Genomic DNA, 19786 nt, shown 5'->3' on the forward strand with positions numbered 1-19786 from the left:
CGCGGTACTCTTCGGCAAAGCCAAAGCGGAGGACCCCATGAAGATCGGCTGCCCGAAAGAGATCAAACCCCAGGAATTCCGCGTCGGGATGACCCCCAACGCCGCGCGCGAGGCCGTGACCCACGGGCATGAGGTCGTCATCGAAGCCGGCGCGGGCGCCGGATCGGGCTTTGACGATGCTGCCTACATCGATGCGGGTGCGCGTATCGTCGCGACGGCGAAAGAGGTTTTCGACCAGGCCGAGATGATCGTGAAGGTCAAGGAGCCGCAGGCCGCCGAGCGCAAGATGCTGCGCGAAGGCCAGTTGCTCTTCACCTACCTGCACCTCGCGCCCGACCCGGAGCAAACCCGCGACCTGCTGGCCTCGGGCTGCACCGCCATCGCCTACGAGACCGTGACCGACGACCGTGGCGGCCTGCCGCTCCTGGCGCCGATGTCCGAGGTCGCCGGTCGTCTGGCGCCTCAGGTCGGCGCCTGGACGCTGCAGAAAGCCAACGGCGGCCGCGGCGTGCTGATGGGCGGCGTACCCGGCGTCGGACCGGCCCGCGTGCTGGTGATCGGCGGCGGCGTCGTCGGCACCCATGCGGCGCGCATCGCCGCCGGTATGGGCGCGGACGTGACCGTGCTCGACCGCTCACTGCCGCGTCTGCGCTATCTCGACGACGTCTTCGGAACCGTTTTCAAGTCGGGCTATGCCAATGCCGGCAACACGATCGAGCTTGCGCGGCAGGCCGACATGATCATCGGCGCCGTTCTGATTCCCGGCGCCGCAGCGCCCAAGCTGATCACGCGGGCGCAGCTTTCCGAATTGAAACCCGGTGCCGCGCTGGTCGACGTTGCAATCGACCAGGGCGGCTGTTTCGAGACGTCGAAGGCCACCACCCACGAGGATCCGGTCTACGAGGTCGACGGCATCATGCACTACTGCGTGGCCAACATGCCCGGAGCGGTCGCGCGCACCTCGACCATCGCGCTCGGCAATGCCACGATGCCCTTCATGCTCGCCCTGGCCGACAAGGGTTGGCGGCAGGCCTGCATCGACGATCCTCATCTCCTGGCCGGCCTCAACGTGCATGCGGGGCAGCTGACCTATTACGCGGTCGGCAAGGCTCTGGGTATCGACGTGGTTTCCCCGGCGGTGATCGTGAAGCAGTAAGCGTGCGGTCCTGCGAAAAAGTTGCGAAAAATGGCATGAGCGCGTAACTTCGTTGTGCGTTCATTTTTGTTTGTGATTTCAAACAGGAGAACAGCCATGCCCGACGAGTTCAAATTCAATGCGGAAGAGAATTGGGGCAAGCTGACCAAGTTCGCCATTCAGGAAGTCGAAGGCTGGAACCAAGGTCGCCACTCCGCCGATCCCAGCGGCGACGGATTGGGACGCGAAGAGCGTGTCGGCCTTCCCAACATCTTTCCCGACGGCGACCTAACCGACACCTACCTCTTCGTTGCTGATCAAATCGGCTTCTACGACCTGTAGGCAACCCTCGGAACGACATCTCAAGGCAACCGGAACCGTTCGGAAGTCGTAGCGCCCGCCGATTTCGCCGCGGGCGCCAGTGCCTATCTTTTCAATGAGTCCCGGATCTCGAGCAACACATCGAGTTCGGACGGGCCGGTGTCGACTTCCGGCGCCACGTCATCGGGTTTTTCGGCCGCGGACTTGATGCGGTTGACCGCCTTCACAAGCATGAAGACCACGAAGGCGATGATGAAGAAGTTGATGCAGGCGGTGATGAAGGCCCCGTAGGCAAAGATCGCCGCTCCCGACTCGCGCGCCGCGGCCAGTCCCGCACCCTCCGGCACGTTGCCGGACAGAACGAAATACATGCTGGTGAAATCGACACCGCCGAGAACCAGCCCGATGATCGGGTTGATCAGATCGTCCACGAGCGAGCTGACGATCGCCGTGAAAGCAGCACCAATGATGATGCCGACGGCGAGGTCCATGACGTTGCCTTTGGCAATGAAGTCCTTGAATTCCTGAATCATGACTGACTTTCCCTGAAATTGCGTCACCGCACGCCCCGCACCGGGCCTCGGTTCGCGATTTGCCTAGCACAGGTTTTGCCGGATCGGTCACGACTAATCTCGGACGGCGGTGCAATTTCTACAAATTTCTGCGTGAAAACGGGGTGTTATCAACCACGCCGCGACTCGTTAACGAAGACTTAACCTTCCCGTTGTGACGACGCACCGGCGGCGGCTAGGCTAGCGGGCGTTCCGAAACTCTTGCCGATCCGGAGAGATCAATGTCTGCCCATCGCCGTGCCGGGTTCTTGCTGTTGCTCTTGACGCTCGCCGCCTGCGGCCGCCCGTCCCCGGTCGAAGCCCCGCAGTACCGCAACTTCGACCTGCGCATCAGCCACCCGTCGCCCTACAGCACCTTCCTGCTGGTCGAGCCGGCGCATCGCGGCGCCGACCTGCCGGGTCCGGGTCTGGTGAACAACCGCCGCTTTGCGATCTACCTGCGCGAGGCCACGGGCTGCGGCATCGACATGGCGCGGGATACCGTGGCGCTTGGGAACAAGCGGGTGCCGGCAGGCTACATGATCCCGGTGGTCTGTCCCTGATCCGGGGCCCCGTCCGGATGGGCGCGCATGCGGGGGCTGCTGCGCGGTCACGCACAGCAAATCGGCTCTCGGCATCTTCCCGCCGCCGCCACGTCTCCTACAGTTGGGATCAGACCCCTTTAGGAGACATGCCATGAAAGACCTGGAATCCTTCCCGATCGAAAATCGCTGGCCGGCGGCGGATCCGACCGTCCTTCAGCTCTATTCCTTCCCGACCCCGAACGGCGTCAAGGCCGCTATCATGCTCGAGGAGACCGGACTGCCCTACGAGGCGCATCTGGTGACGCTCGCCGACAAGGACGTCAAGAGCCCCGAGTTCCTGTCGCTCAACCCCAACAACAAGATCCCCGCGATCATCGACCCCAACGGTCCGGACGGCGCGCCGCTGGCGCTGTTCGAAAGCGGCGCGATCCTGATCTACCTCGCGGAGAAGACGGGACAGTTCATCGGCAAAACTGCAAGTGAGCGGGCCCATGTCATCCAGTGGCTGATGTTCCAGATGGGCGGCGTCGGTCCCATGTTCGGCCAGCTCGGGTTCTTCTACAAATTCGCCGGCTCGGAATGGGAGGACAAGCGCCCGCAGGAGCGGTACGTCAACGAGGCCAAGCGCCTGCTCGCCGTGCTCGAGAAAAGCATGGAAGGCAAGGAGTGGATCGTGGGCGACTATTCCATCGCGGACATCGCGCTCTGCCCCTGGCTCAATGCGCTCGATTTCTACGGCGCGCGCGAGGCCGTGGGCTGGCAGGATCACCCCAACCTCGTGGCCTATGTCGAGCGCTTCTACGCGCGTCCCGCTGTGCAGAAGGGCAAGAACATCCCGCCGCGGCCCTGACGGACGCTCCGGGGCGCGTTGACCGCGCTCCGGACCTCAGCCCGGCAGCTTGCCGGTCAGAACATAGCGCAGGATGTCCACGACCTGCTCGGGTTCCTGCGCGACGGCCAGCGCTGCCGCGTCGACCTCTTTCAGCGCGTGGGCGTGATCCGGCCCGTGCAGGATGATCAGCGACTTGCCGAGCGCCGCGGCGTAGCCTGCGTCGAACGCCGCGTTCCACTGCTTGTATTGGTCGCCGAAGCGCACCACGACCACGTCGGCGTCGGCGATGCCCTTGCGGGTGCGGATCGCGTTCATCTGCGCGCCCTTGTGGTCGTGCCAGAACTTATCGGCTTCGGCCCCAAGGATCGCGACACCGCAATCGTCGCTTGCCGCGTGATTGGTCACCGGAGACGAAAAGGCGACGTCGAGTTCTTTTGCCCCGTCGACGATCCGCTCGCGCCAGTCAGTGTGGATTTCTCCCGACAGATAGACTTTCAGCGTCATCACGTTCCCTTCCCTTGCCTGACGGTCGCGCGGCCTAGCCGCGCAGCGACCCACCGCTTGCCTTGGTGACCTTTTCGACCACCTTCGCGGCGACCGCCTCGATGTCCTTGTCCTTCAGCGTCTCTGTCGTCGGCTGCAGCCGCACGGTCAGCGCCACGGACTTGCGATCTTCGCCGAGGCTGCCGCCTACGAACTGGTCGAAGACGCGCACGTCGGAAATCAGCGCCTTGTCGGCGCCCATCGCGGCGTTGACCAGCCTGCTGGCCTCGACCTCGCGGTCGACGACGAAGGCGAAATCGCGCTCGACCGCCTGCAGGTCGCTGACCTGCAGCGCCGGGCGCGAGGCACCGGATTTGCGCGGCATCGGGATTTCCGCGGGCCAGAGCGTGAAGGCCATCGCCGGTCCCTTCACGTCCATCGCCTGCAGCACCTTCGGATGCAGTTCGCCGAAGACACCCATAACCTTCTTCGGGCCAAGGCAGATCCGGCCGTGGCGTCCCGGGTGCCACCAGCCGGGGCCGTCCCGCAGGATCTGGACCTTGGCCGGCGCGCCCATCGCGGCCAGCACCGCCTCGGCATCGGCCTTGACGTCGAAGACATCGACCGGGCGTGCGGCCCCGTGCACGTCCTTCGGGCCGGTGCGCCCGATCAGCAGACCGCTGACCATCAGGTGCTGGTCGCCGGGCTCGCCGCCGTGGAAGGCAGGCCCGACCTCGAAGAGCGCCATGTCGGCAAAGCCGCGCGACTGGTTGCGCGCCGCCGCCTGCAGGAGTCCCGGCAGCAGGTCGGGGCGCATGTGGCTCATGTCGCTGCTGATCGGGTTTTCCAGCATCGTGGCATCGACGCCGCCGCCGAACAGCGTGGCCGAGGCCTTGTCGATGAAGCTGTAGGTGACGCATTCGTTGTAGCCCAGCGCCGCACAGGTCCGCCGCGCCGCCGCCTCGCGCTTCTGCATCGGCAGCAGCACCGGCTTCGGCACACCGTCCGAGAGACGTTTCATCGGCTTGCCCTGCAGCTTGGTCAGCGAGGCGATGCGCGCGACCTCCTCGACCAGATCGGCCTCGCCCATCACGTCGGGCCGCCAGCTCGGCACCTGCGCCATGTCGCCCTCGAGCACGAACCCGAGCGCCGTGAGGGTCTGGCGCTGTTCGCTTTCCGCGATCTCCATGCCGACCAGCGAACGCACCCGCGCCGCGTCGAGCCGGTAGGCCCGCGAGGTGTCGGGGGTCTCACCCGCGCGCACCACGTCAGAGGCCTCTCCCCCGGCATGCTCGAGGATCATCCGGGTCGCCGCCTCGATGCCCAGCGGTGTCCAGGCTGGGTCGATGCCGCGCTCGAACCGGTAGCGCGCGTCCGAGTTGATCTTGAGCGCGCGGCCCGTGTAGGCGGTGCGCACCGGGTCGAAGTAGGCCGCCTCGATGAAGACGTTCACCGTCTCGGCGGTGCAGCCCGTACGCTCGCCGCCCATGATGCCAGCGATGCTTTCGACGCCTTCCGCGTCCGAGATCAGCGTCATGCCCGCGTCGAAGGTGTATTCCTTCTCATCGAGCGCCAGCAGGGTCTCGCCGCCCTTGGCACGGTGGATGCGCAGCTTCGCGCCTTCGAGCTTGTCGGCGTCGAAAACGTGCAGCGGTCGGTTGCGGTCGTAGGTGAAGAAGTTGGTGACATCGACCAGGAACGAGATCGGGCGCAGCCCGATGGCCCGCAGGCGGTCCTGCAACCATTGCGGCGACGGCCCGTTCTTCACGCCGCGGATATAGCGCCCGAAGAACACCGGGCATTGCTCCCGCGTGTCCTCGTCGATCGAGACCTCGACGGGACAAGGAAACCCGCCCGCGACCGCCACGACATCGCGCGGCTTCAGCGTGCCGAGACCACGCGCCGCGAGATCGCGGGCGATGCCGCGCACGCCAAGCGCGTCGGGGCGGTTCGGCGTGATCGCGATCTCGATCACCGGGTCGACTTTCGCGGGATCGTTCTGCGCCAGCCAGTCCACGAAGCCCTGCCCGACCGCGCCCGAAGGCAGCTCGATGATGCCGTCATGCTCGTCCGACAGTTCCAGTTCACGCTCGGAGGCCATCATGCCGAAACTCTCGACACCACGGATCTTGCCGACGCCGATGGTGGTGTCGATCCCCGGCACGTAGACGCCGGGCTTGGCGATGACGACCGTGATGCCCTCGCGCGCATTGGGCGCGCCGCAGATGATCTGCTTGACGCCTTCGTCGGTCTCGACCTGGCAAACCCGCAGGCGGTCGGCATCGGGATGCTTCTCGGCAGACCTGACGAAGCCCAGCGTGAAGTCGCGCAGGCGTGCCCCGCGGTCCTCGACGCCTTCGACCTCGAGCCCGAGATCGGTCAACGCCTCGGCGATCTCCTCGACGCTGGCCGTGGTGTCCAGGTGCTCCTTCAGCCAGGAAAGGGTGAATTTCATTCTAGGTGTCCCCCGTCAGCCGTTCAGGCGTTTTGCAAGGTCTTCGGTGTCGCCGATGGCGGCCAGTTTCAACTCGCGGACCAGCCGGATCGTGGGCTTGGCCATGAAGCAGCAGGAGCCGACGATGAAGAGCCACGTTCCCACGGTCTGCCAGTCCTCGGAGAGAAACATCACCGAACCGACGAGAAACAGCAGCGCCGCGGTGAAGTCGACCACCGTGTAGGCGATCTCGAACAGCGCGTAGACCCGCTGGCTGCGCGGGTTCTGGTTGCGCCTTTCCCTGTGGAACAACAGTGCCATGGCTTAACCGCTCAGCCCGCCGCGCAGGGTCGGGACATCGAGCGCGGAAAAGCCGTAGTGCCGCAACCAGCGCAGGTCAGAATCGAAGAACGCCCGCAGGTCGGGGATGCCGTATTTCAGCATCGCGATCCGGTCGATGCCCATGCCGAAGGCAAAGCCCTGCCACGCGGCGGGGTCGATGCCGCCGGCCTTCAGCACGTTCGGATGCACCATGCCTGAGCCCAGCACCTCGAGCCAGCCGTCGCCCTCGCCGACCTTGAGCTTGCCATCTTCCCACGAACACTGGATGTCGACCTCGGCCGAGGGTTCGGTGAACGGGAAATGCGAGGCGCGAAAGCGGGTCTTGATGCCGTCGATCTCGAAGAAGGCTGAGAAGAACTCTTCGAGCACCCACTTGAGGTTGGCCATCGAGATGTCCTTGTCGATGGCAAGCCCCTCGACCTGGTGGAACATCGGCGTGTGGGTCTGGTCGTAATCGGCACGGTAGACGCCGCCCGGGCAGATGATGCGCAACGGCGCGCCTTGCGCCTCCATCGTGCGGATCTGCACCGGCGAGGTGTGGGTACGCAGCACGTGCGGCGGACGATTGTCGCCCTCGGCGCGCGCCATGTAGAACGTGTCCATCTCGGCCCGCGCGGGATGGTGGCCGGGAATGTTCAGCGCGTCGAAATTGTACCAGTCGGTGTCGATCCGCGGCCCCTCGGCCACCGAGAAGCCAAGCTCTCCAAAGATCGCCGTAACCTCCTCGGTCACCTGGCTCACGGGGTGTATCGTGCCGTGGCGCCGGTCCCGGGCGGGCAGCGTCACGTCCAGCCATTCGCCGCGAAGCCGTTCATCCAGAGCGGCATCGGCCAGCGCGGCCTTCTTGGCGCTGAGGGCCGAGTTGATCTCGTCCTTGAGCGCGTTCAGGCGCGGGCCCTCGACCTGGCGTTCCTCGGGTGTCATGCGACCCAGTTCACGCATCTTCAGCGCAACCTCGCCCTTCTTGCCGACCGCAGCGACGCGGATCGCCTCGAGCGCGTTCTCGTCACCCGCGTCGGCAATCTGGCCCAGGTATTTCGATTTCAGATCGTCCATGGTTGTACCCCGGTTTCGGCTGCCGTCCTGCTACCACAAGAGGCCCCGAATTCAAGACCCGCCGCCGCGGGCCGCTGACGCTGCGGCAAGCCGAGGCTTGCCCGACTCCCCCGCTCCGTGCCAGCCTACCGCAAGGGCGCCGACGACCACTTGCGCGCTGGCGCCCGCGCAAGGGAGGACCCAACGATGAACCTGAGACCCGATCCGACGTTCCACGCCACCCCCAAGCTGGCGATGGAGGCCCCCGCCGAGACCCTGGCCTTCACGCTGATGCTCAGCCCCGACGGCTCGCAACCGGACGGTCTGGCCGTCGTCGATGTCGACCCTGCGTCCGATACCTACAGCCAGATCGTGCACAAGGTCATCATGCCCGAAAAGGGTGACGAGTTTCACCATTTCGGCTGGAACGCCTGTTCCTCCTCGCTCTCGCCGCTGACCGGGCACGCGTTTCTCGAACGCCGCTACCTGATTATCCCCGGCATCCGCTCGTCACGGATCTACGTTGTCGACGTGAAGGACCCGCTCAAGGCCGAGATCCACAAGATCATCGAACCCGAAGAGGTTTTTGCGAAGACCGGCTATTCGCGCCCGCACACGATCCACTGCGGCCCCGAGGGCATCTACGTCAGCACGCTGGGCGGCGGCGGCCCGGACGGCACCGACGGGCCGCCGGGCATCTTCATCATGGATTGCCAGACCTTCGAGGTCATCGGCAGATACGAGATGGACCGCGGCCCCCAGGACAAGCAGTACGATTTCTGGTGGAACCTGCCGCGCAACTACATGGTCAGTTCCGAATGGGGCCTGCCGCCGCAGTTCGAGAATGGCATCGTGCCCGAGGACCTGCTGTCCAACAAGTACGGGCACCGGCTGCATTTCTGGGACCTGCGCGCGCGCAAGAACGTGCAGACCATCGACCTCGGCGAGAACCACCAGATGGCGCTCGAGGTGCGGCCCGCCCACGATCCGGTGAAGGAATACGGCTTCTGCGGAGTCGTGGTCGATACCACCAACCTCGAAGGGTCGATCTGGACCTGGTGGCGCAACAAGGACGGCAGCTTCGAGGCCAAGAAGACGGTGACGATCCCGCCGCAGCCCGCTGCGGCGGACGACCTGCCCGACCTGCTGAAGGGGTTCGAGGCGGTGCCGCCACTGGTGACCGACATCGACCTCAGCCTCGACGACCGCTTCCTCTACGTGTCCTGCTGGGGCACCGGAGAGATGCACCAGTACGACGTGTCCGACCCGATGATGCCCAAGCTTGCCGGGAAGGTCGAACTGGGCGGCATCGTCGCCAGGCACAAGCATCCGAACGGGCGCGACTTCGGCTACGGGCCGCAAATGGTCGAGATCAGCCGTGACGGCAAGCGGGTCTACTGGACCAACTCGCTCTATTCGACCTGGGACGACCAGTTCTATCCCGGTGACCGCGGCGCGGCGATGGTCATGGCCGAGGCCGGAAAGGACGGCGGGCTGGAGCTGGCCAAGGATTTCTGGGTCGACTTCCCCGACGGCTACCGCAGCCACCAGATCCGGCTCGAGGGCGGCGACTGCTCGACCGACAGCTTCTGCTATCCGTCCGTCTGACGCGTGCAGGATGCGGGCTCGGCGGCGGCCCTGTGGTGGGCCGTCGTCGCCTCGGGCGTCTATCACGGGCTGAACCCGGGCATGGGCTGGCCGCTGGCGGTTTCGGCGGCGCTGATGGACCGCAGCCGCGCAAGCCTCGGCAAGGCGCTGCTGGCGCTGGCGGCCGGTCACCTGCTGGCGATGGCCGCCGTTCTGTTTCCCTTCTCGGTGCTGACCCTGCTGGCGGCGTGGCAGCGCGAGATCCAGATCGGCGCGGCGCTGCTGGTCATCGGCTTTGGCGTCTTTCTTTTGATCTACCGCCGACACCCGCGTTTTCTCGCCCGGGTCCCGCCCACCCGCCTTGCACTCTGGTCCTTTCTTGCGGCGATGGCCCATGGTGCGGGGCTGATGCTGGTGCCGATCTACCTCGGCATCTGCCGCACGATCGAGACCGACGCGGGCCATGCCGCCGCCGACGCCCTGATGACGGGCACTGCCGGGATCGCCGCCCTCGTGGCGCTGGTTCACACCGCGGCGATGACCGTTTCGGGCGGTGCGCTCGCCGTGATCATCTATCGTTGGCTCGGCTTGAAGTTCCTGTCGAAAACCTGGTTCAACCTCGATCTCGTCTGGGCGGCAAGCCTGGTTCTGGTCGGGGGCATCTCGCTTTTCTTCGTCCATTGAGCCGCCTTTCGCGGCATGGACAGTCCTGACGCGATTTGTAACGTGGCTCCGATGCACCGACAGGTAGACCGCGCGATGACACCGAACACAGCCGAAAGCCACGCCCGGTCCTGGCTGATCCTCGCCGGACTGACGCTGGGCGTGACGGTCACCAACGGGTTCGCGCGCTTCGCCTACGGGCTAATCCTGCCGGCGATGCGGGCCGAACTGGGCTGGAGCTACGCGCAGGCCGGCTGGCTCAACACCGCCAATGCCTTCGGCTATGTCATGGGTGCGGTGGCGACCATGTGGCTGATCGCCCGCCTGCCCCCGACGCGGCTGTTCACCCTCGGGATCCTCGGCACGACGCTGTCGCTGCTGGCCACGGGGCTCGACCCCGAGCTGGGCTGGCAGACGTTCTGGCGCATCGCGGCGGGCATGACCGGCGCACTCTCCTTCTCGACCGCGGGCGTGCTGGCCGCGCGTCTCTTTCCCGGAGACGCCCGGCGCAACGCGCTGGGGATCGCGCTGCTTTTCGGGACCGGCGGCGGCCTTGGCATCGTGCTGTCCGGGGCCTCGATTCCGCTGATCCTCGAGGGCTGGGGGACGTCTGCATGGCCTTGGGGCTGGGGCGCGATCGGCACGCTCAGCCTGCTCTGCCTGCCGCTGAGCCTGTGGTCGGCGCGCAGCCTCTCGGTCGGCACGCAGGAGGCACCGCGCCCGGTGTCGTTGCCCCTGCGCGCCATCGCGCCCGAGTTGGCGGGCTATGCAGGGTTCGGCCTGGGCTATATCGTCTACCTGACCTTTCTCGCGGCATGGATGACCGACCAGGCGGCGACGCCACGCTTCATCGCCGCCGTCTGGATGCTGATGGGGCTCTGCATCTGCGTCTCGCCGTTTCTCTGGCGCCCGGTCTTTGCGCGCTGGGCCTCGGGCCTGCCGCTTGCCCTGGTTTTAAGCGGCATCGCCCTGGGTTCGGTTCTGCCGGTCGTGCTGCCGCCGGGATGGCCGGTCATCGCATCCGCGGTGGTCTTCGGATGCTGCGTCTTCATGGCGCCGCCGGCGATCACCAGCTTCATCCGGCAGAACCTCGAGCCTGCAGCCTGGGGTGCGGCGATGAGCCTGTTCACGGCGGTCTTCGCGGTCTCACAGACGTTCGGACCCTGGGCCGCCGGTCTGATCGGCGACCTTACGGGTAATATCGGCGACAGCCTGCTGGCCGGGGCCGCGATCCTGATGTGCGGCGCGATCTGCGCGCTGGCACAGAAGTCCTTGCCGCGCGCGGGCTAGGGCCTGAAGACCTGGATCGGAACGTTCGACAACAGATCGTCGAGCGCCGACGTCGGACCGGCGCTGAATTGCGTGTTCGAGCGCAACCCGGCGCCGATGAGTTGGACCACCTCGGGAGAACCGGCGAACTTGTTGTGGCTGTCGGTAGAGGAGTCGTCGATCTCGGAGAGGTCGATGACGGTCAGACCCAACCTTTCCAGTTCCTCGGCCTCCGAGGCGCCAACGCGCGGCACGCCACCCGCGACCCGGCGCGAGATCCGCAGCGCGTAGTCGTCCTTGGACACCAGCAGATACATCTTGCGCAAAAGCGACGGCGGCAGGATCGACACCTGCGTGCGGAACAGGTCGATGTCGATATCCGGGGCCGCGAGGATCACGTGATCGATCCTGTCGTGGCTATCGAGCCGTCCGGCGAGTTGCGCATCCACCAGCCCCTCCATGGTCAGGAAGGTCCCCATCGAGTGCGCGAAAACCCCGATCGACTCGGCGCGCGAACTGACGATGATTTCAGAGATTTCCTTGAGTTTTGACCGGGCGATCAGCGCGCTGTTGAGGTCGTAGACATACCGCGTCGTGCGCGCCGCCGAGGCCCATGTGAAAAGGACGGGCACGCCCTGAAATCCGGTGTCCTCGACGAATTGGGCGAGGCGCAGCACCGCGTCGCTGGTGTTGGTGTTGTAGCCGTGCACGAAGAACAGAACCTCGCGATCGGCGCGCGGGCGGCGGTCGAGTTCGCGGTTCAGCGCCGCGACAAAGGCGTTCCGGCTGGTGTAGATCGCCGGGTTGACGACCGCGAACTCGGTGCGCGGATCGGGCGGCAGGTGGCGCGCGCGTTCGAGCACGCCCTGCACGTGGGTCGGCGGAACGCTGACGTCGACCGAGGACAACCCGATCTCGGGCGAGCGACGGTCCGAGTAGAGCGCGCCGACCGCGGCGCTGCCCTGCCGGGTCGTCGTGATGAAGATACGATGCTTTTCAAGCTCGGCGATCGAGGCGACCGGGAAGCGTTCGTTGTCGACCCCGATCAACTCGGGCGCGCGGGCACAGCCGGTCGCCAACAGCATCAGGGAGATCAGCGAAATCAAAACGCTACGGGAGAGGTCGGACATGGCACTCCGCAAGTCTGGATCAACACCAGCAGCCCGCGCTGGGTTCGCGCAAAACTAGCATGGGGTGCGGAACCGGGCAACGCCGGTGCGTGTCTTGCCGGAACAGGCGGGCGGCGCGTGCCGGCCGACGACGTTCGCACGAACGAAAAAGACCGCCCCGATTGGGGCGGCCTCTCGAAATTCGATGGTCGTGACGCTTACGCGGTCAGCGCGTCCTGCGCCTGCTTGACGATCGCGCCGAAAGCTTCCGGCTCGTGCACGGCGAGATCGGCCAGCACCTTGCGGTCCACCTCGATGCCGGCCAGCGACAGGCCGTTGATGAAACGCGAATAGGTCAGCGCCTCGTCATGGCTGCGCACGGCGGCGTTGATGCGCTGGATCCACAGGGCGCGGAAGTTGCGCTTGCGGTTCTTGCGGTCGCGCGTGGCGTACTGATTGGCCTTGTCGACCGCCTGGGCCGCGACCTTGAAGGTGTTCTTGCGACGGCCGTAGTAGCCCTTGGCTGCCTTGACGACCTTCTTGTGACGGGCGTGGGTGACGGTTCCACCTTTGACTCGGGACATGTCTCTCTTCCTTCTGGCTTAGCGGTCGTAGGGCATGTAGCCCTTGACGATCTTGGCGTCGGGGGCGCTGAGCACCGTGGTGCCACGCGCGTCGCGGATGAACTTCTTGGTCCGCTTGATCATCCCGTGCCGTTTGCCAGCCTGACCGGCGATCACCTTGCCGGTCGCCGTCACCTTGAAGCGCTTCTTGGCGCTCGACTTGGTCTTCATCTTGGGCATTTCCGTCTCCTGTCTTCAAGATCGGTTTACGCGCGACTCGGCATGCCACTCCGGCCGGTCCCGCAATCGGAAGCTGCCCTATATGCTTCGGAGAACTGCTTGGCAAGGCCCTTGGAGATGAATCGGCCGAGCCCTGTCGCGTCAGGGCAGGTAGCGCCCCGCGACCGAGACGAAGATGTTCGGGATGTCCTGCATGCGGTAGCCCGGACCCGGCGCCTGGCTGATCGCGTAGAAAATCAGCCCGACGGCGATCAGGATCGTCAGCGCCGAGGCGCGCGGCGCACGGCTGTCGCTCATCGCGGACAGCAAAGAGGGTATGGTAAAGACCGCCAGGACGATGCCCAGCACCAGCGCAAGTTCCGGATCCATCTGTCTCGTCCCCCGTCTTTCGCGGAAGCTTACTCCGGGTCGGTGCTGTAAATCAAACGTTCGTCACAGGGCGCGACGCGCAGGATGTTGGTGCTGCCCGGCACGTTGAACGGCACGCCCGCAGTCACGACGATCTGATCCTCGGGACCCGCCAGCCCCTCCTCGCGCGCTGCGCGGGCGGAGGCGACAACGGCGCCCTTGAAGCGGTCGAGAACCGGCGTAATCACCGTGTTGGTGCCCCAGGTCAGCGACAGGCGCCGCGCGGTGTCCTTGAGCGGCGTCATCGCCAAGATCGGAACCCGCGGGCGCTCGCGCGCAACCAGAAGCGCGGTGGTCCCGCTCTGCGTGAAGCAGCAGATTGCCTTGATATGCGTCTTCTCGGCGATCTCGCGCGCCGCCGCGACGATCCCGTCGGCCACGGTGGCGCCGGCCGCATCGCGCGACGCCTCGATAATCTGGGTGTAAGTCGGGTCCTGTTCGACCTCGGTGGCCACGTTGTTCATCGTCGTGACCGCCTCGATCGGGTAGGAACCAGCGGCGGATTCCGCGCTCAGCATCACCGCGTCGGCCCCCTCGTAGATCGCCGTCGCGACGTCCGAGACTTCGGCGCGGGTCGGCATCGGGCTTTCGATCATGCTTTCGAGCATCTGCGTGGCGACGATCACCGGCTTGGCTGCCGAGCGGCACTTACGCACGAGGCGTTTCTGGATCGGCGGCACGTTCTGAACCGGCAGTTCGACGCCCAGATCGCCGCGCGCCACCATGATGCCGTCGCTCGCGGCGATGATCGCGTCGATCTGCTTGACCGCCGAAGGCTTCTCGATCTTCGAGATCAGCGAGGCGCGGCCACGCGCCAGATCGCGCGCCTCTTCGACGTCCTCGGGCCGCTGCACGAAGCTGAGGGCCAGGAAATCGACGCCAAGCTCGCAGACGAACTCGAGATCGGCCCGGTCCTTTTCCGACAGCGCCGCCACCGGCAGAACGACGTCCGGCACGTTCACGCCCTTGCGGTTCGAAATCACCCCGCCCGCGACGACCGTGCACTCGGCGAAATCGGGTCCGCAATCGTCGACGGTCAGGCGGATCTTGCCGTCGTTGACGAGCAGAGTCGCCCCGGGTTCCAGCGCCTGGAAGATCTCGGGATGCGGCAGACAGACGCGCGAGGCGTCCCCTTCGGCCTCGTCTAGGTCGAGCCGGAACTTGGCCCCCTCGTCAAGTTGTTCGCTGTCGCCGGCAAAGACGCCCACGCGCAGCTTCGGCCCCTGCAGGTCGGCAAGGATCGCGATGGAGCCGCCGGTCTCATCCTCGATAGCCCGGATGATCTCGTGTTTCTTGCGGATTTCTTCGTGGCTTCCGTGGCTCATGTTGAGGCGGAACACGTCCGCGCCTGCAAGATGCAGGGCCTTGATGGTTTCATGCGTATCGGAAGACGGGCCCAGCGTGGCCACGATCTTGACATTGCGGTGGCGTCTCATCTGCACGCTCCTTGGCTCGTTACCGCTAACGGATTGGGTGCCTTATGGCCGATGCCCCGGCGCGGGGCAACTGCCATGCGCGCGCCGCTTCCGGCGTGAGACCCCAATGACACGGCCGTGCGGACAGATGCAACGCCCGGGCGCTTGCATCGGGGCGTGAAACGCCCCAAGTCTCTTGCAGTGCCGAAAGGAGCAGCAGCATGGACGACCTACCCGACCAGACCGAGATCGAGCTGCAGGCCGCCGCCTTCCGCCGGCTGCGCCGCCACCTGATGGAAGAGCGGACAGACGTGCAGAACATCGACCTGATGAACCTCGCCGGGTTCTGCCGCAACTGCCTGAGCCGCTGGTACCAGGAAGCGGCGAACGAACGCGGCATCGAGATGGGCAAAGACGAAGCCCGCGAACGGTTCTACGGCATGACGATGGACGCCTGGAAAACCCAGTTCCAGACCGAGGCCGGAGCGGACAAGCAGGCGGCCTTTAAGCAGTCCTTCAAGGAAAACGTCGAGAACGAGGGCTGACCCCGACGCGCTCGGCGCGCGAAACCTCGGCGCAGCCACACGGCGTCCGGCAGGGTGTCGGCTGTGGCGCGACGGGCGCTTTCCGGGGTCTGCGCGGCCTGCGGCGACGATGACCCCGACACTGTCCCGCGAGTCTGCCGCCCGCGCCGCACGGCCGGGACACAACCGCGTGACACCCCTGCGTCGGCGCGACACAGGCGCGATTTTCTGTTACAGTCTCTGGACATGCATTCTGCCACGCGGGTCCACCCGATGGCTGGCTCCCGCCGGTGTTTCACGGGAAGGAGAGCGTGATGGCAAAAGGCAAGACGATCGGCAATCCGTTGTCCTGGGCCGCCAAGGCCGCGGGATCCGGGTCGACCTACATCGGCGAAGGAACAAGCGAACTCGGCAGCCATGACACTGCCCCCATCGAGCTGAACGACCTGAGCTTCGACGACCTCCGAACCGCGCTGAAAAAGGGGGCGGAGGACTTCATGGCGCTGCGCACGGATGTCGTCTTCGTGGTGCTCATCTACCCGATCATCGGACTTCTGTTGATCTGGGCTGCCGTCAACCGCGAGGTCCTGCCGCTGGTATTTCCGATGATCACCGGATTCGCGATTCTCGGCCCCGTCGCCGCCATCGGCCTCTACGAGATGAGCCGCAGGCGCGAACAGGGCCTCGAGACAAACATCGGTGACGCCTTCGGGGTCATGGGATCGCCCTCCTTCGTGCCAATCGTCGTCCTGGGCTGCTATCTCGCCTTCCTCTTCGCGATGTGGCTTGTGGTCGCCTGGTTTCTCTACGGCGTCACGCTTGGGCCCGAGCCTCCGCAGTCGGCGTCGGCCCTGATCGGGGACGTTTTCACGACCGGTTCAGGCTGGGTCATGCTCATTCTCGGTAGCGGCATCGGTTTTATCTTCGCAGTCGCCGCGCTGGCGATGAGCCTTGTGTCCTTTCCGCTGCTGATCGACCGCCACGTGGGTCTGACGCGTGCGGTGGTGACGTCGGCCACCATCGCCCGGCGCAACCCGGTCGAGGTCGCTGCATGGGGCGCCATCGTCGTCGCAATGCTCGTCCTCGGAGTGGCGACGCTCTTCATCGGGATGATCATCGTGCTGCCGATCCTCGGCCACGCCACATGGCACCTCTACCGATGCGCGGTTGCCAGGCGCCCGCGCTGAAGGATTGGCTGGTCGGCGGCGGACGGCCGGGTCGTCTCAGACCGCGGCCTTGCGGCTCTCGTCGATGTAGATCTCGCGCAGCCGTTGCGACACGCGCCCCGGCACGCCGTCGCCCAGCGCCACGCCGTCGATCTCGACCACCGGCATCACGAAGGTGCTGGCCGAGGTGATGAAGGCCTCGTCAGCCTGCTTGGCCTCGTCGATGCTGAAGCTGCGCTCCTCGACCTCCATCTGTGCCTCGCGCGCGAACCGCAGCACCGCCGCCCGGGTGATCCCGTGCAGGATGTCGTTCGACAGCGCCCGGGTGATGATCCGGTTGCCCTTCACGATGTAGGCGTTGTTCGAGGTACCCTCGGTGACCATGCCGTCCTCGACCATCCAGGCGTCGTCGGCACCGGCCTTCTTGGCCATCATCTTGCCCATCGACGGATAAAGCAGCTGCACCGTCTTGATGTCCCGCCGGCCCCAGCGGATGTCCTCGATGCTGATCACCTTGATGCCCTTCTTCGCCGCCGGGCTGTCCGCCAAGCCGGGCTTCGACTGGGTAAACAGCACGATGGTCGCGGGCGTGGTCGCGGGGTCCGGGAAGGCGAAATCGCGATCCTCGGGGGCACCGCGGGTGATTTGCAGATAAATCATCCCGTCCTCGAGATCGTTGCGGGTCACAAGTTCGCGGTGGATTTCCAGCAGCTCACCTGGATCGACCGGGCTTGGCATGTCAAGCTCGCCCAGAGAGCGCTGCAGCCGTTTGGCGTGGCCCTCGAAATCGATCAGCTTGCCACCCAGGACCGAGGTCACTTCGTAAACGCCGTCGGCCATCAGGAACCCCCGGTCGAAGATCGACACGCGGGCCTCGGTCTCGGGCAGGTAGTCGCCGTTCACGTAAACGGTGCGCATGTCTGGTCTCTCCTATCCCCAGAGGGCCGCTGTGGGCGGATGGATTCCCTGGTCGTCGAATGTCAGGGCGTGGTCCCGGTCTTCGGCCAGAAGCAGCGGCCCGTCAAGATCGACGATCCGCGCGCCCTGCGCGACAAGCACCGCCGGCGCCATCGCGAGGCTCGAGCCGACCATGCAGCCGACCATCACGCCGTACCCTTGCCGCTGCGCCGCGTCGCGCAGCGCCAGCGCCTCGGTGAGCCCGCCGGTCTTGTCGAGCTTGATGTTCACGACGTCGTACTTGCCCTTTAGTCCGGCAAGGCTTTCGCGGTCATGGCAGCTTTCGTCGGCACAGACCGGCACCGGACGCTCGAGCCCGCGCAATGCCTCGTCCTCGCCCGCCGGCAGCGGCTGTTCGACGAGATCAACCCCGAGCCGCAGCAGGTGCGGGGCGAGATCGGCGTAGACATCGGCCGACCAGCCCTCGTTCGCATCGACGATGATCCGCGCCTCGGGCGCGCCGGCGCGCACCGCCTCGAGCCGCGGCATGTCGTCCGGCGTGCCGAGCTTGATCTTCAGAAGCGGCCGCGCGGCGTTCTTCTCGGCCTGCGCCCGCATCGCCTCGGGCGTGTCGAGCGAAAGCGTATAGGCGGTGATCACCGGCCCCGGTGCGTCGAGCCCCGCGATCTCCCAGGCGCGTTTGCCGGCGCGATTGGCCGCGAGGTCCCACAGGGCGCAGTCGACCGCGTTGCGCGCCGCGCCCGCGGGCAGCAACCCGCCCAGCGTCTCGCGCGTGACCGCGCCGCCCAGCCCCTCGATCTGCGCCGTCACGCTCTCCAGCGTCTCGCCATAGCGCGCGTAAGGAACGCATTCGCCCCATCCCGTCACGCCGCCGTCCGAGACCCGCACCGTCAGCACCTGTGCCTCGGTCCGAGAGCCGCGGCTTATGGTGAAGACCTGCGCCAGCGGAAACGTGTCCCGGCTCACCTCGATGTGCATCGCCCGTCCTTCTCTGGTTCGCAAATATCCCCGCCGGAGGCACCCAGTCGTGCCACCGGCGCCGCGGTCAGATCTCTTCGAGCGCCGCCGCCAGCCGCGCCGCCCCGTGGCGAAACGGATCGACCGTGGGCAGGCCCATCTCTGCCTCGACCTTGGCGCAATAGGCCTTCGCCTCGTCCTCGGACATGTGCTGGGTGTTGATCGACACGCCCACCACCTTGCAGTCCGGGTTGGCAACCTTCGCAAGCGCGAGGCCGGTGTCGCGCACCTGTTCCAGCGTCGGCAGCCTGTAGCCCGGCAGCCCGCGCATGTGGGTGCGCGTCGGCTCGTGGCACAGGATCAGCGCATCGGGCTGGCCGCCGTGGATCAGCGCCAGCGTGACGCCCGAATAGGACACGTGATAGAGGCTCCCCTGCCCCTCGATGATGTCCCAGTGATCGGGATCGTTGTCCGGCGTCAGGTACTCGATCGAGCCGGCCATGAAATCCGCCACCACGGCGTCGAGCGGCACGCCGTCACCGGTGATCAGGATCCCGGTCTGGCCGGTCGCCCGGAAGGTGCTTTTCTGCCCTGCCTCGCGCATTGACTTGTCGAGGGCCAGCGCGGTGTACATTTTGCCCGCAGAGCAATCGGTGCCGATGGCCAGCACGCGCTTGCCCCGGCGCTTTTCGCCGTTGGCGATCGGGTATTGCACGCTGGGGATGCGCACGTCGTGCAGCGTGCGCCCGTTGGCCTCGGCGGCCCGCACCAGATCGGGCCAGTCGCGCAGCAGGTTGTGCAAGCCGCTGGCAAGGTCGAAGCCTGCCTCGAGCGCCGCCACCAGCACCTCGCGCCAGGCCGCGCTGATCGTCCCGCCGCGGTTCGCAACGCCGATGACCATCGTCTTGACGCCGGTGGCTTTCGCCTGCTCCAGCGTCATGTCCGGAAGCCCGAGGTCCGCCTTGCAGCCGTCGAGCCGGAACTGACCGACCGCGTTCTCGGGCCGCCAGTCGCGGATGCCCTGGGCCACCTTGGCAGCAAGCTGGTCGGGTGCATCGCCAAGGAACAGTAGATAGGGTGTCTCGATCATGCGCCGCTCCTGAAATTCGTGTCGCGGGAATCTCGCGCGATTCCGGCGCAAGGCTATCGTCTTTTTCGCCGCACTTGCAATCGGACTGCACGATTCTTCGACCAGAGCCCGCAAATGCCTGCATATCTTGCGCCGCACTGCCGTCAGCCGTTCGGATAAAGCCGTCGGCGGATGCTGCAACTGCGAGATCGCTCTTGCA

The 19786-nt window shown here is 66.0% G+C and carries 22 protein-coding genes; 9 read left to right on the top strand and 13 right to left on the bottom strand.

Annotated features, from left to right (window positions below):
* Positions 1 to 37 precede the first annotated feature (37 nt).
* Both ald and R5H30_RS11390 read left to right on the top strand, forming a co-directional pair.
* On the top strand, positions 38 to 1156 hold the full coding sequence (gene ald, locus R5H30_RS11385; RefSeq protein ID WP_318328438.1) for an alanine dehydrogenase: 1119 nt from the start codon (positions 38 to 40) through the stop codon (positions 1154 to 1156).
* 96 nt (positions 1157 to 1252) lie between these two features.
* On the top strand, positions 1253 to 1477 hold the full coding sequence (locus tag R5H30_RS11390; protein ID WP_318328439.1) for a hypothetical protein: 225 nt from the start codon (positions 1253 to 1255) through the stop codon (positions 1475 to 1477).
* An 83-nt stretch (positions 1478 to 1560) separates the two neighbouring features.
* Here R5H30_RS11390 and mscL read toward each other — a convergent pair whose 3' ends face one another.
* Positions 1561 to 1989, bottom strand: coding sequence for a large conductance mechanosensitive channel protein MscL (gene mscL / locus R5H30_RS11395; RefSeq protein WP_318328440.1), 429 nt, complete (start codon positions 1987 to 1989; stop codon positions 1561 to 1563).
* A gap of 260 nt (positions 1990 to 2249) precedes the next feature.
* Between mscL and R5H30_RS11400 the strand changes: the two genes are divergently transcribed.
* Both R5H30_RS11400 and R5H30_RS11405 read left to right on the top strand, forming a co-directional pair.
* Positions 2250 to 2570 carry a hypothetical protein gene (locus tag R5H30_RS11400; RefSeq protein ID WP_318328442.1) on the top strand — a complete coding sequence of 107 codons (321 nt, stop codon included), beginning with the start codon at positions 2250 to 2252 and terminating at the stop codon, positions 2568 to 2570.
* A 133-nt stretch (positions 2571 to 2703) separates the two neighbouring features.
* Positions 2704 to 3402 carry a glutathione S-transferase family protein gene (locus tag R5H30_RS11405; RefSeq protein WP_318328445.1) on the top strand — a complete coding sequence of 233 codons (699 nt, stop codon included), beginning with the start codon at positions 2704 to 2706 and terminating at the stop codon, positions 3400 to 3402.
* A gap of 36 nt (positions 3403 to 3438) precedes the next feature.
* On the opposite strand, the gene R5H30_RS11410 is transcribed toward R5H30_RS11405, so the two are convergent.
* Genes R5H30_RS11410 through pheS form a run of 4 tightly spaced genes read right to left on the bottom strand, consistent with a single transcriptional unit; the run spans position 3439 to position 7699 of the window.
* Complete coding sequence (locus tag R5H30_RS11410; protein WP_318328446.1) at positions 3439 to 3888, bottom strand: YtoQ family protein; 450 nt, start codon at positions 3886 to 3888, stop codon at positions 3439 to 3441.
* A gap of 34 nt (positions 3889 to 3922) precedes the next feature.
* Entirely contained in the window at positions 3923 to 6322 is a 2400-nt protein-coding gene (pheT, locus tag R5H30_RS11415) for a phenylalanine--tRNA ligase subunit beta (protein ID WP_318328447.1), read from the bottom strand.
* Positions 6323 to 6337: 15 nt separating this feature from the next.
* Positions 6338 to 6622: a YrhK family protein gene (locus R5H30_RS11420; RefSeq protein ID WP_318328450.1), complete on the bottom strand. Its 285-nt coding sequence runs from the start codon at positions 6620 to 6622 to the stop codon at positions 6338 to 6340.
* A gap of 3 nt (positions 6623 to 6625) precedes the next feature.
* Positions 6626 to 7699, bottom strand: a complete 1074-nt coding sequence (pheS, locus tag R5H30_RS11425; RefSeq protein ID WP_318328452.1) for a phenylalanine--tRNA ligase subunit alpha — start codon at positions 7697 to 7699, stop codon at positions 6626 to 6628.
* Between the two features lie 186 nt (positions 7700 to 7885).
* On the opposite strand from pheS, the gene R5H30_RS11430 reads away from it, so the two are divergent.
* The 3 genes from R5H30_RS11430 (at position 7886) to R5H30_RS11440 (ending at position 11218) form a co-directional block, all read left to right on the top strand.
* Positions 7886 to 9286 (top strand): selenium-binding protein SBP56-related protein, encoded by a 1401-nt coding sequence (locus R5H30_RS11430; RefSeq protein WP_318328456.1) that lies wholly within the window; start codon positions 7886 to 7888, stop codon positions 9284 to 9286.
* Positions 9287 to 9367: 81 nt separating this feature from the next.
* Positions 9368 to 9949 carry a hypothetical protein gene (locus R5H30_RS11435; protein ID WP_412105134.1) on the top strand — a complete coding sequence of 194 codons (582 nt, stop codon included), beginning with the start codon at positions 9368 to 9370 and terminating at the stop codon, positions 9947 to 9949.
* A gap of 75 nt (positions 9950 to 10024) precedes the next feature.
* A complete protein-coding gene (locus tag R5H30_RS11440; protein WP_318328458.1) occupies positions 10025 to 11218 on the top strand; it encodes a YbfB/YjiJ family MFS transporter in 1194 nt (397 codons plus the stop codon).
* Here R5H30_RS11440 and R5H30_RS11445 read toward each other — a convergent pair.
* The 5 genes from R5H30_RS11445 to pyk all read right to left on the bottom strand — a co-directional run bounded on the left by R5H30_RS11445 (position 11215) and on the right by pyk (position 14953).
* Positions 11215 to 12327 (bottom strand): alpha/beta hydrolase, encoded by a 1113-nt coding sequence (locus R5H30_RS11445; protein WP_318328459.1) that lies wholly within the window; start codon positions 12325 to 12327, stop codon positions 11215 to 11217. The genes R5H30_RS11440 and R5H30_RS11445 overlap by 4 nt on opposite strands.
* Positions 12328 to 12524: 197 nt before the next feature.
* A complete protein-coding gene (rplT, locus tag R5H30_RS11450; protein ID WP_318328462.1) occupies positions 12525 to 12890 on the bottom strand; it encodes a 50S ribosomal protein L20 in 366 nt (121 codons plus the stop codon).
* 18 nt (positions 12891 to 12908) lie between these two features.
* Positions 12909 to 13109: a 50S ribosomal protein L35 gene (gene rpmI / locus R5H30_RS11455; protein ID WP_318328465.1), complete on the bottom strand. Its 201-nt coding sequence runs from the start codon at positions 13107 to 13109 to the stop codon at positions 12909 to 12911.
* Between the two features lie 141 nt (positions 13110 to 13250).
* Positions 13251 to 13478 carry a hypothetical protein gene (locus R5H30_RS11460; protein ID WP_318328466.1) on the bottom strand — a complete coding sequence of 76 codons (228 nt, stop codon included), beginning with the start codon at positions 13476 to 13478 and terminating at the stop codon, positions 13251 to 13253.
* A 29-nt stretch (positions 13479 to 13507) separates the two neighbouring features.
* The gene (gene pyk, locus R5H30_RS11465) at positions 13508 to 14953 is read right to left on the bottom strand and encodes a pyruvate kinase (RefSeq protein WP_318328467.1); all 1446 of its coding nucleotides are present in this window, start codon (positions 14951 to 14953) and stop codon (positions 13508 to 13510) included.
* Positions 14954 to 15153: 200 nt separating this feature from the next.
* Here pyk and R5H30_RS11470 point away from each other — a divergent pair, with 200 nt between their 5' ends.
* A complete protein-coding gene (locus tag R5H30_RS11470) occupies positions 15154 to 15477 on the top strand; it encodes a DUF1244 domain-containing protein (RefSeq protein ID WP_318328471.1) in 324 nt (107 codons plus the stop codon).
* Positions 15478 to 15770: 293 nt separating this feature from the next.
* Complete coding sequence (locus tag R5H30_RS11475) at positions 15771 to 16643, top strand: DUF2189 domain-containing protein (RefSeq protein ID WP_318328473.1); 873 nt, start codon at positions 15771 to 15773, stop codon at positions 16641 to 16643.
* A gap of 36 nt (positions 16644 to 16679) precedes the next feature.
* Here R5H30_RS11475 and R5H30_RS11480 read toward each other — a convergent pair whose 3' ends face one another.
* The 3 genes from R5H30_RS11480 to dgcN form a co-directional block, all read right to left on the bottom strand.
* Positions 16680 to 17540, bottom strand: a complete 861-nt coding sequence (locus R5H30_RS11480; protein ID WP_318328474.1) for a D-amino-acid transaminase — start codon at positions 17538 to 17540, stop codon at positions 16680 to 16682.
* Between the two features lie 12 nt (positions 17541 to 17552).
* Positions 17553 to 18518, bottom strand: a complete 966-nt coding sequence (dgcA, locus tag R5H30_RS11485; protein ID WP_318328477.1) for an N-acetyl-D-Glu racemase DgcA — start codon at positions 18516 to 18518, stop codon at positions 17553 to 17555.
* 67 nt (positions 18519 to 18585) lie between these two features.
* Positions 18586 to 19587, bottom strand: a complete 1002-nt coding sequence (gene dgcN / locus R5H30_RS11490; RefSeq protein ID WP_318328483.1) for an N-acetyltransferase DgcN — start codon at positions 19585 to 19587, stop codon at positions 18586 to 18588.
* Positions 19588 to 19786: the final 199 nt, after the last annotated feature.

Source organism: Roseobacter sp. FCG-D35 (assembly GCF_033436665.1).
Lineage (GTDB): Bacteria > Pseudomonadota > Alphaproteobacteria > Rhodobacterales > Rhodobacteraceae > JAWQFO01.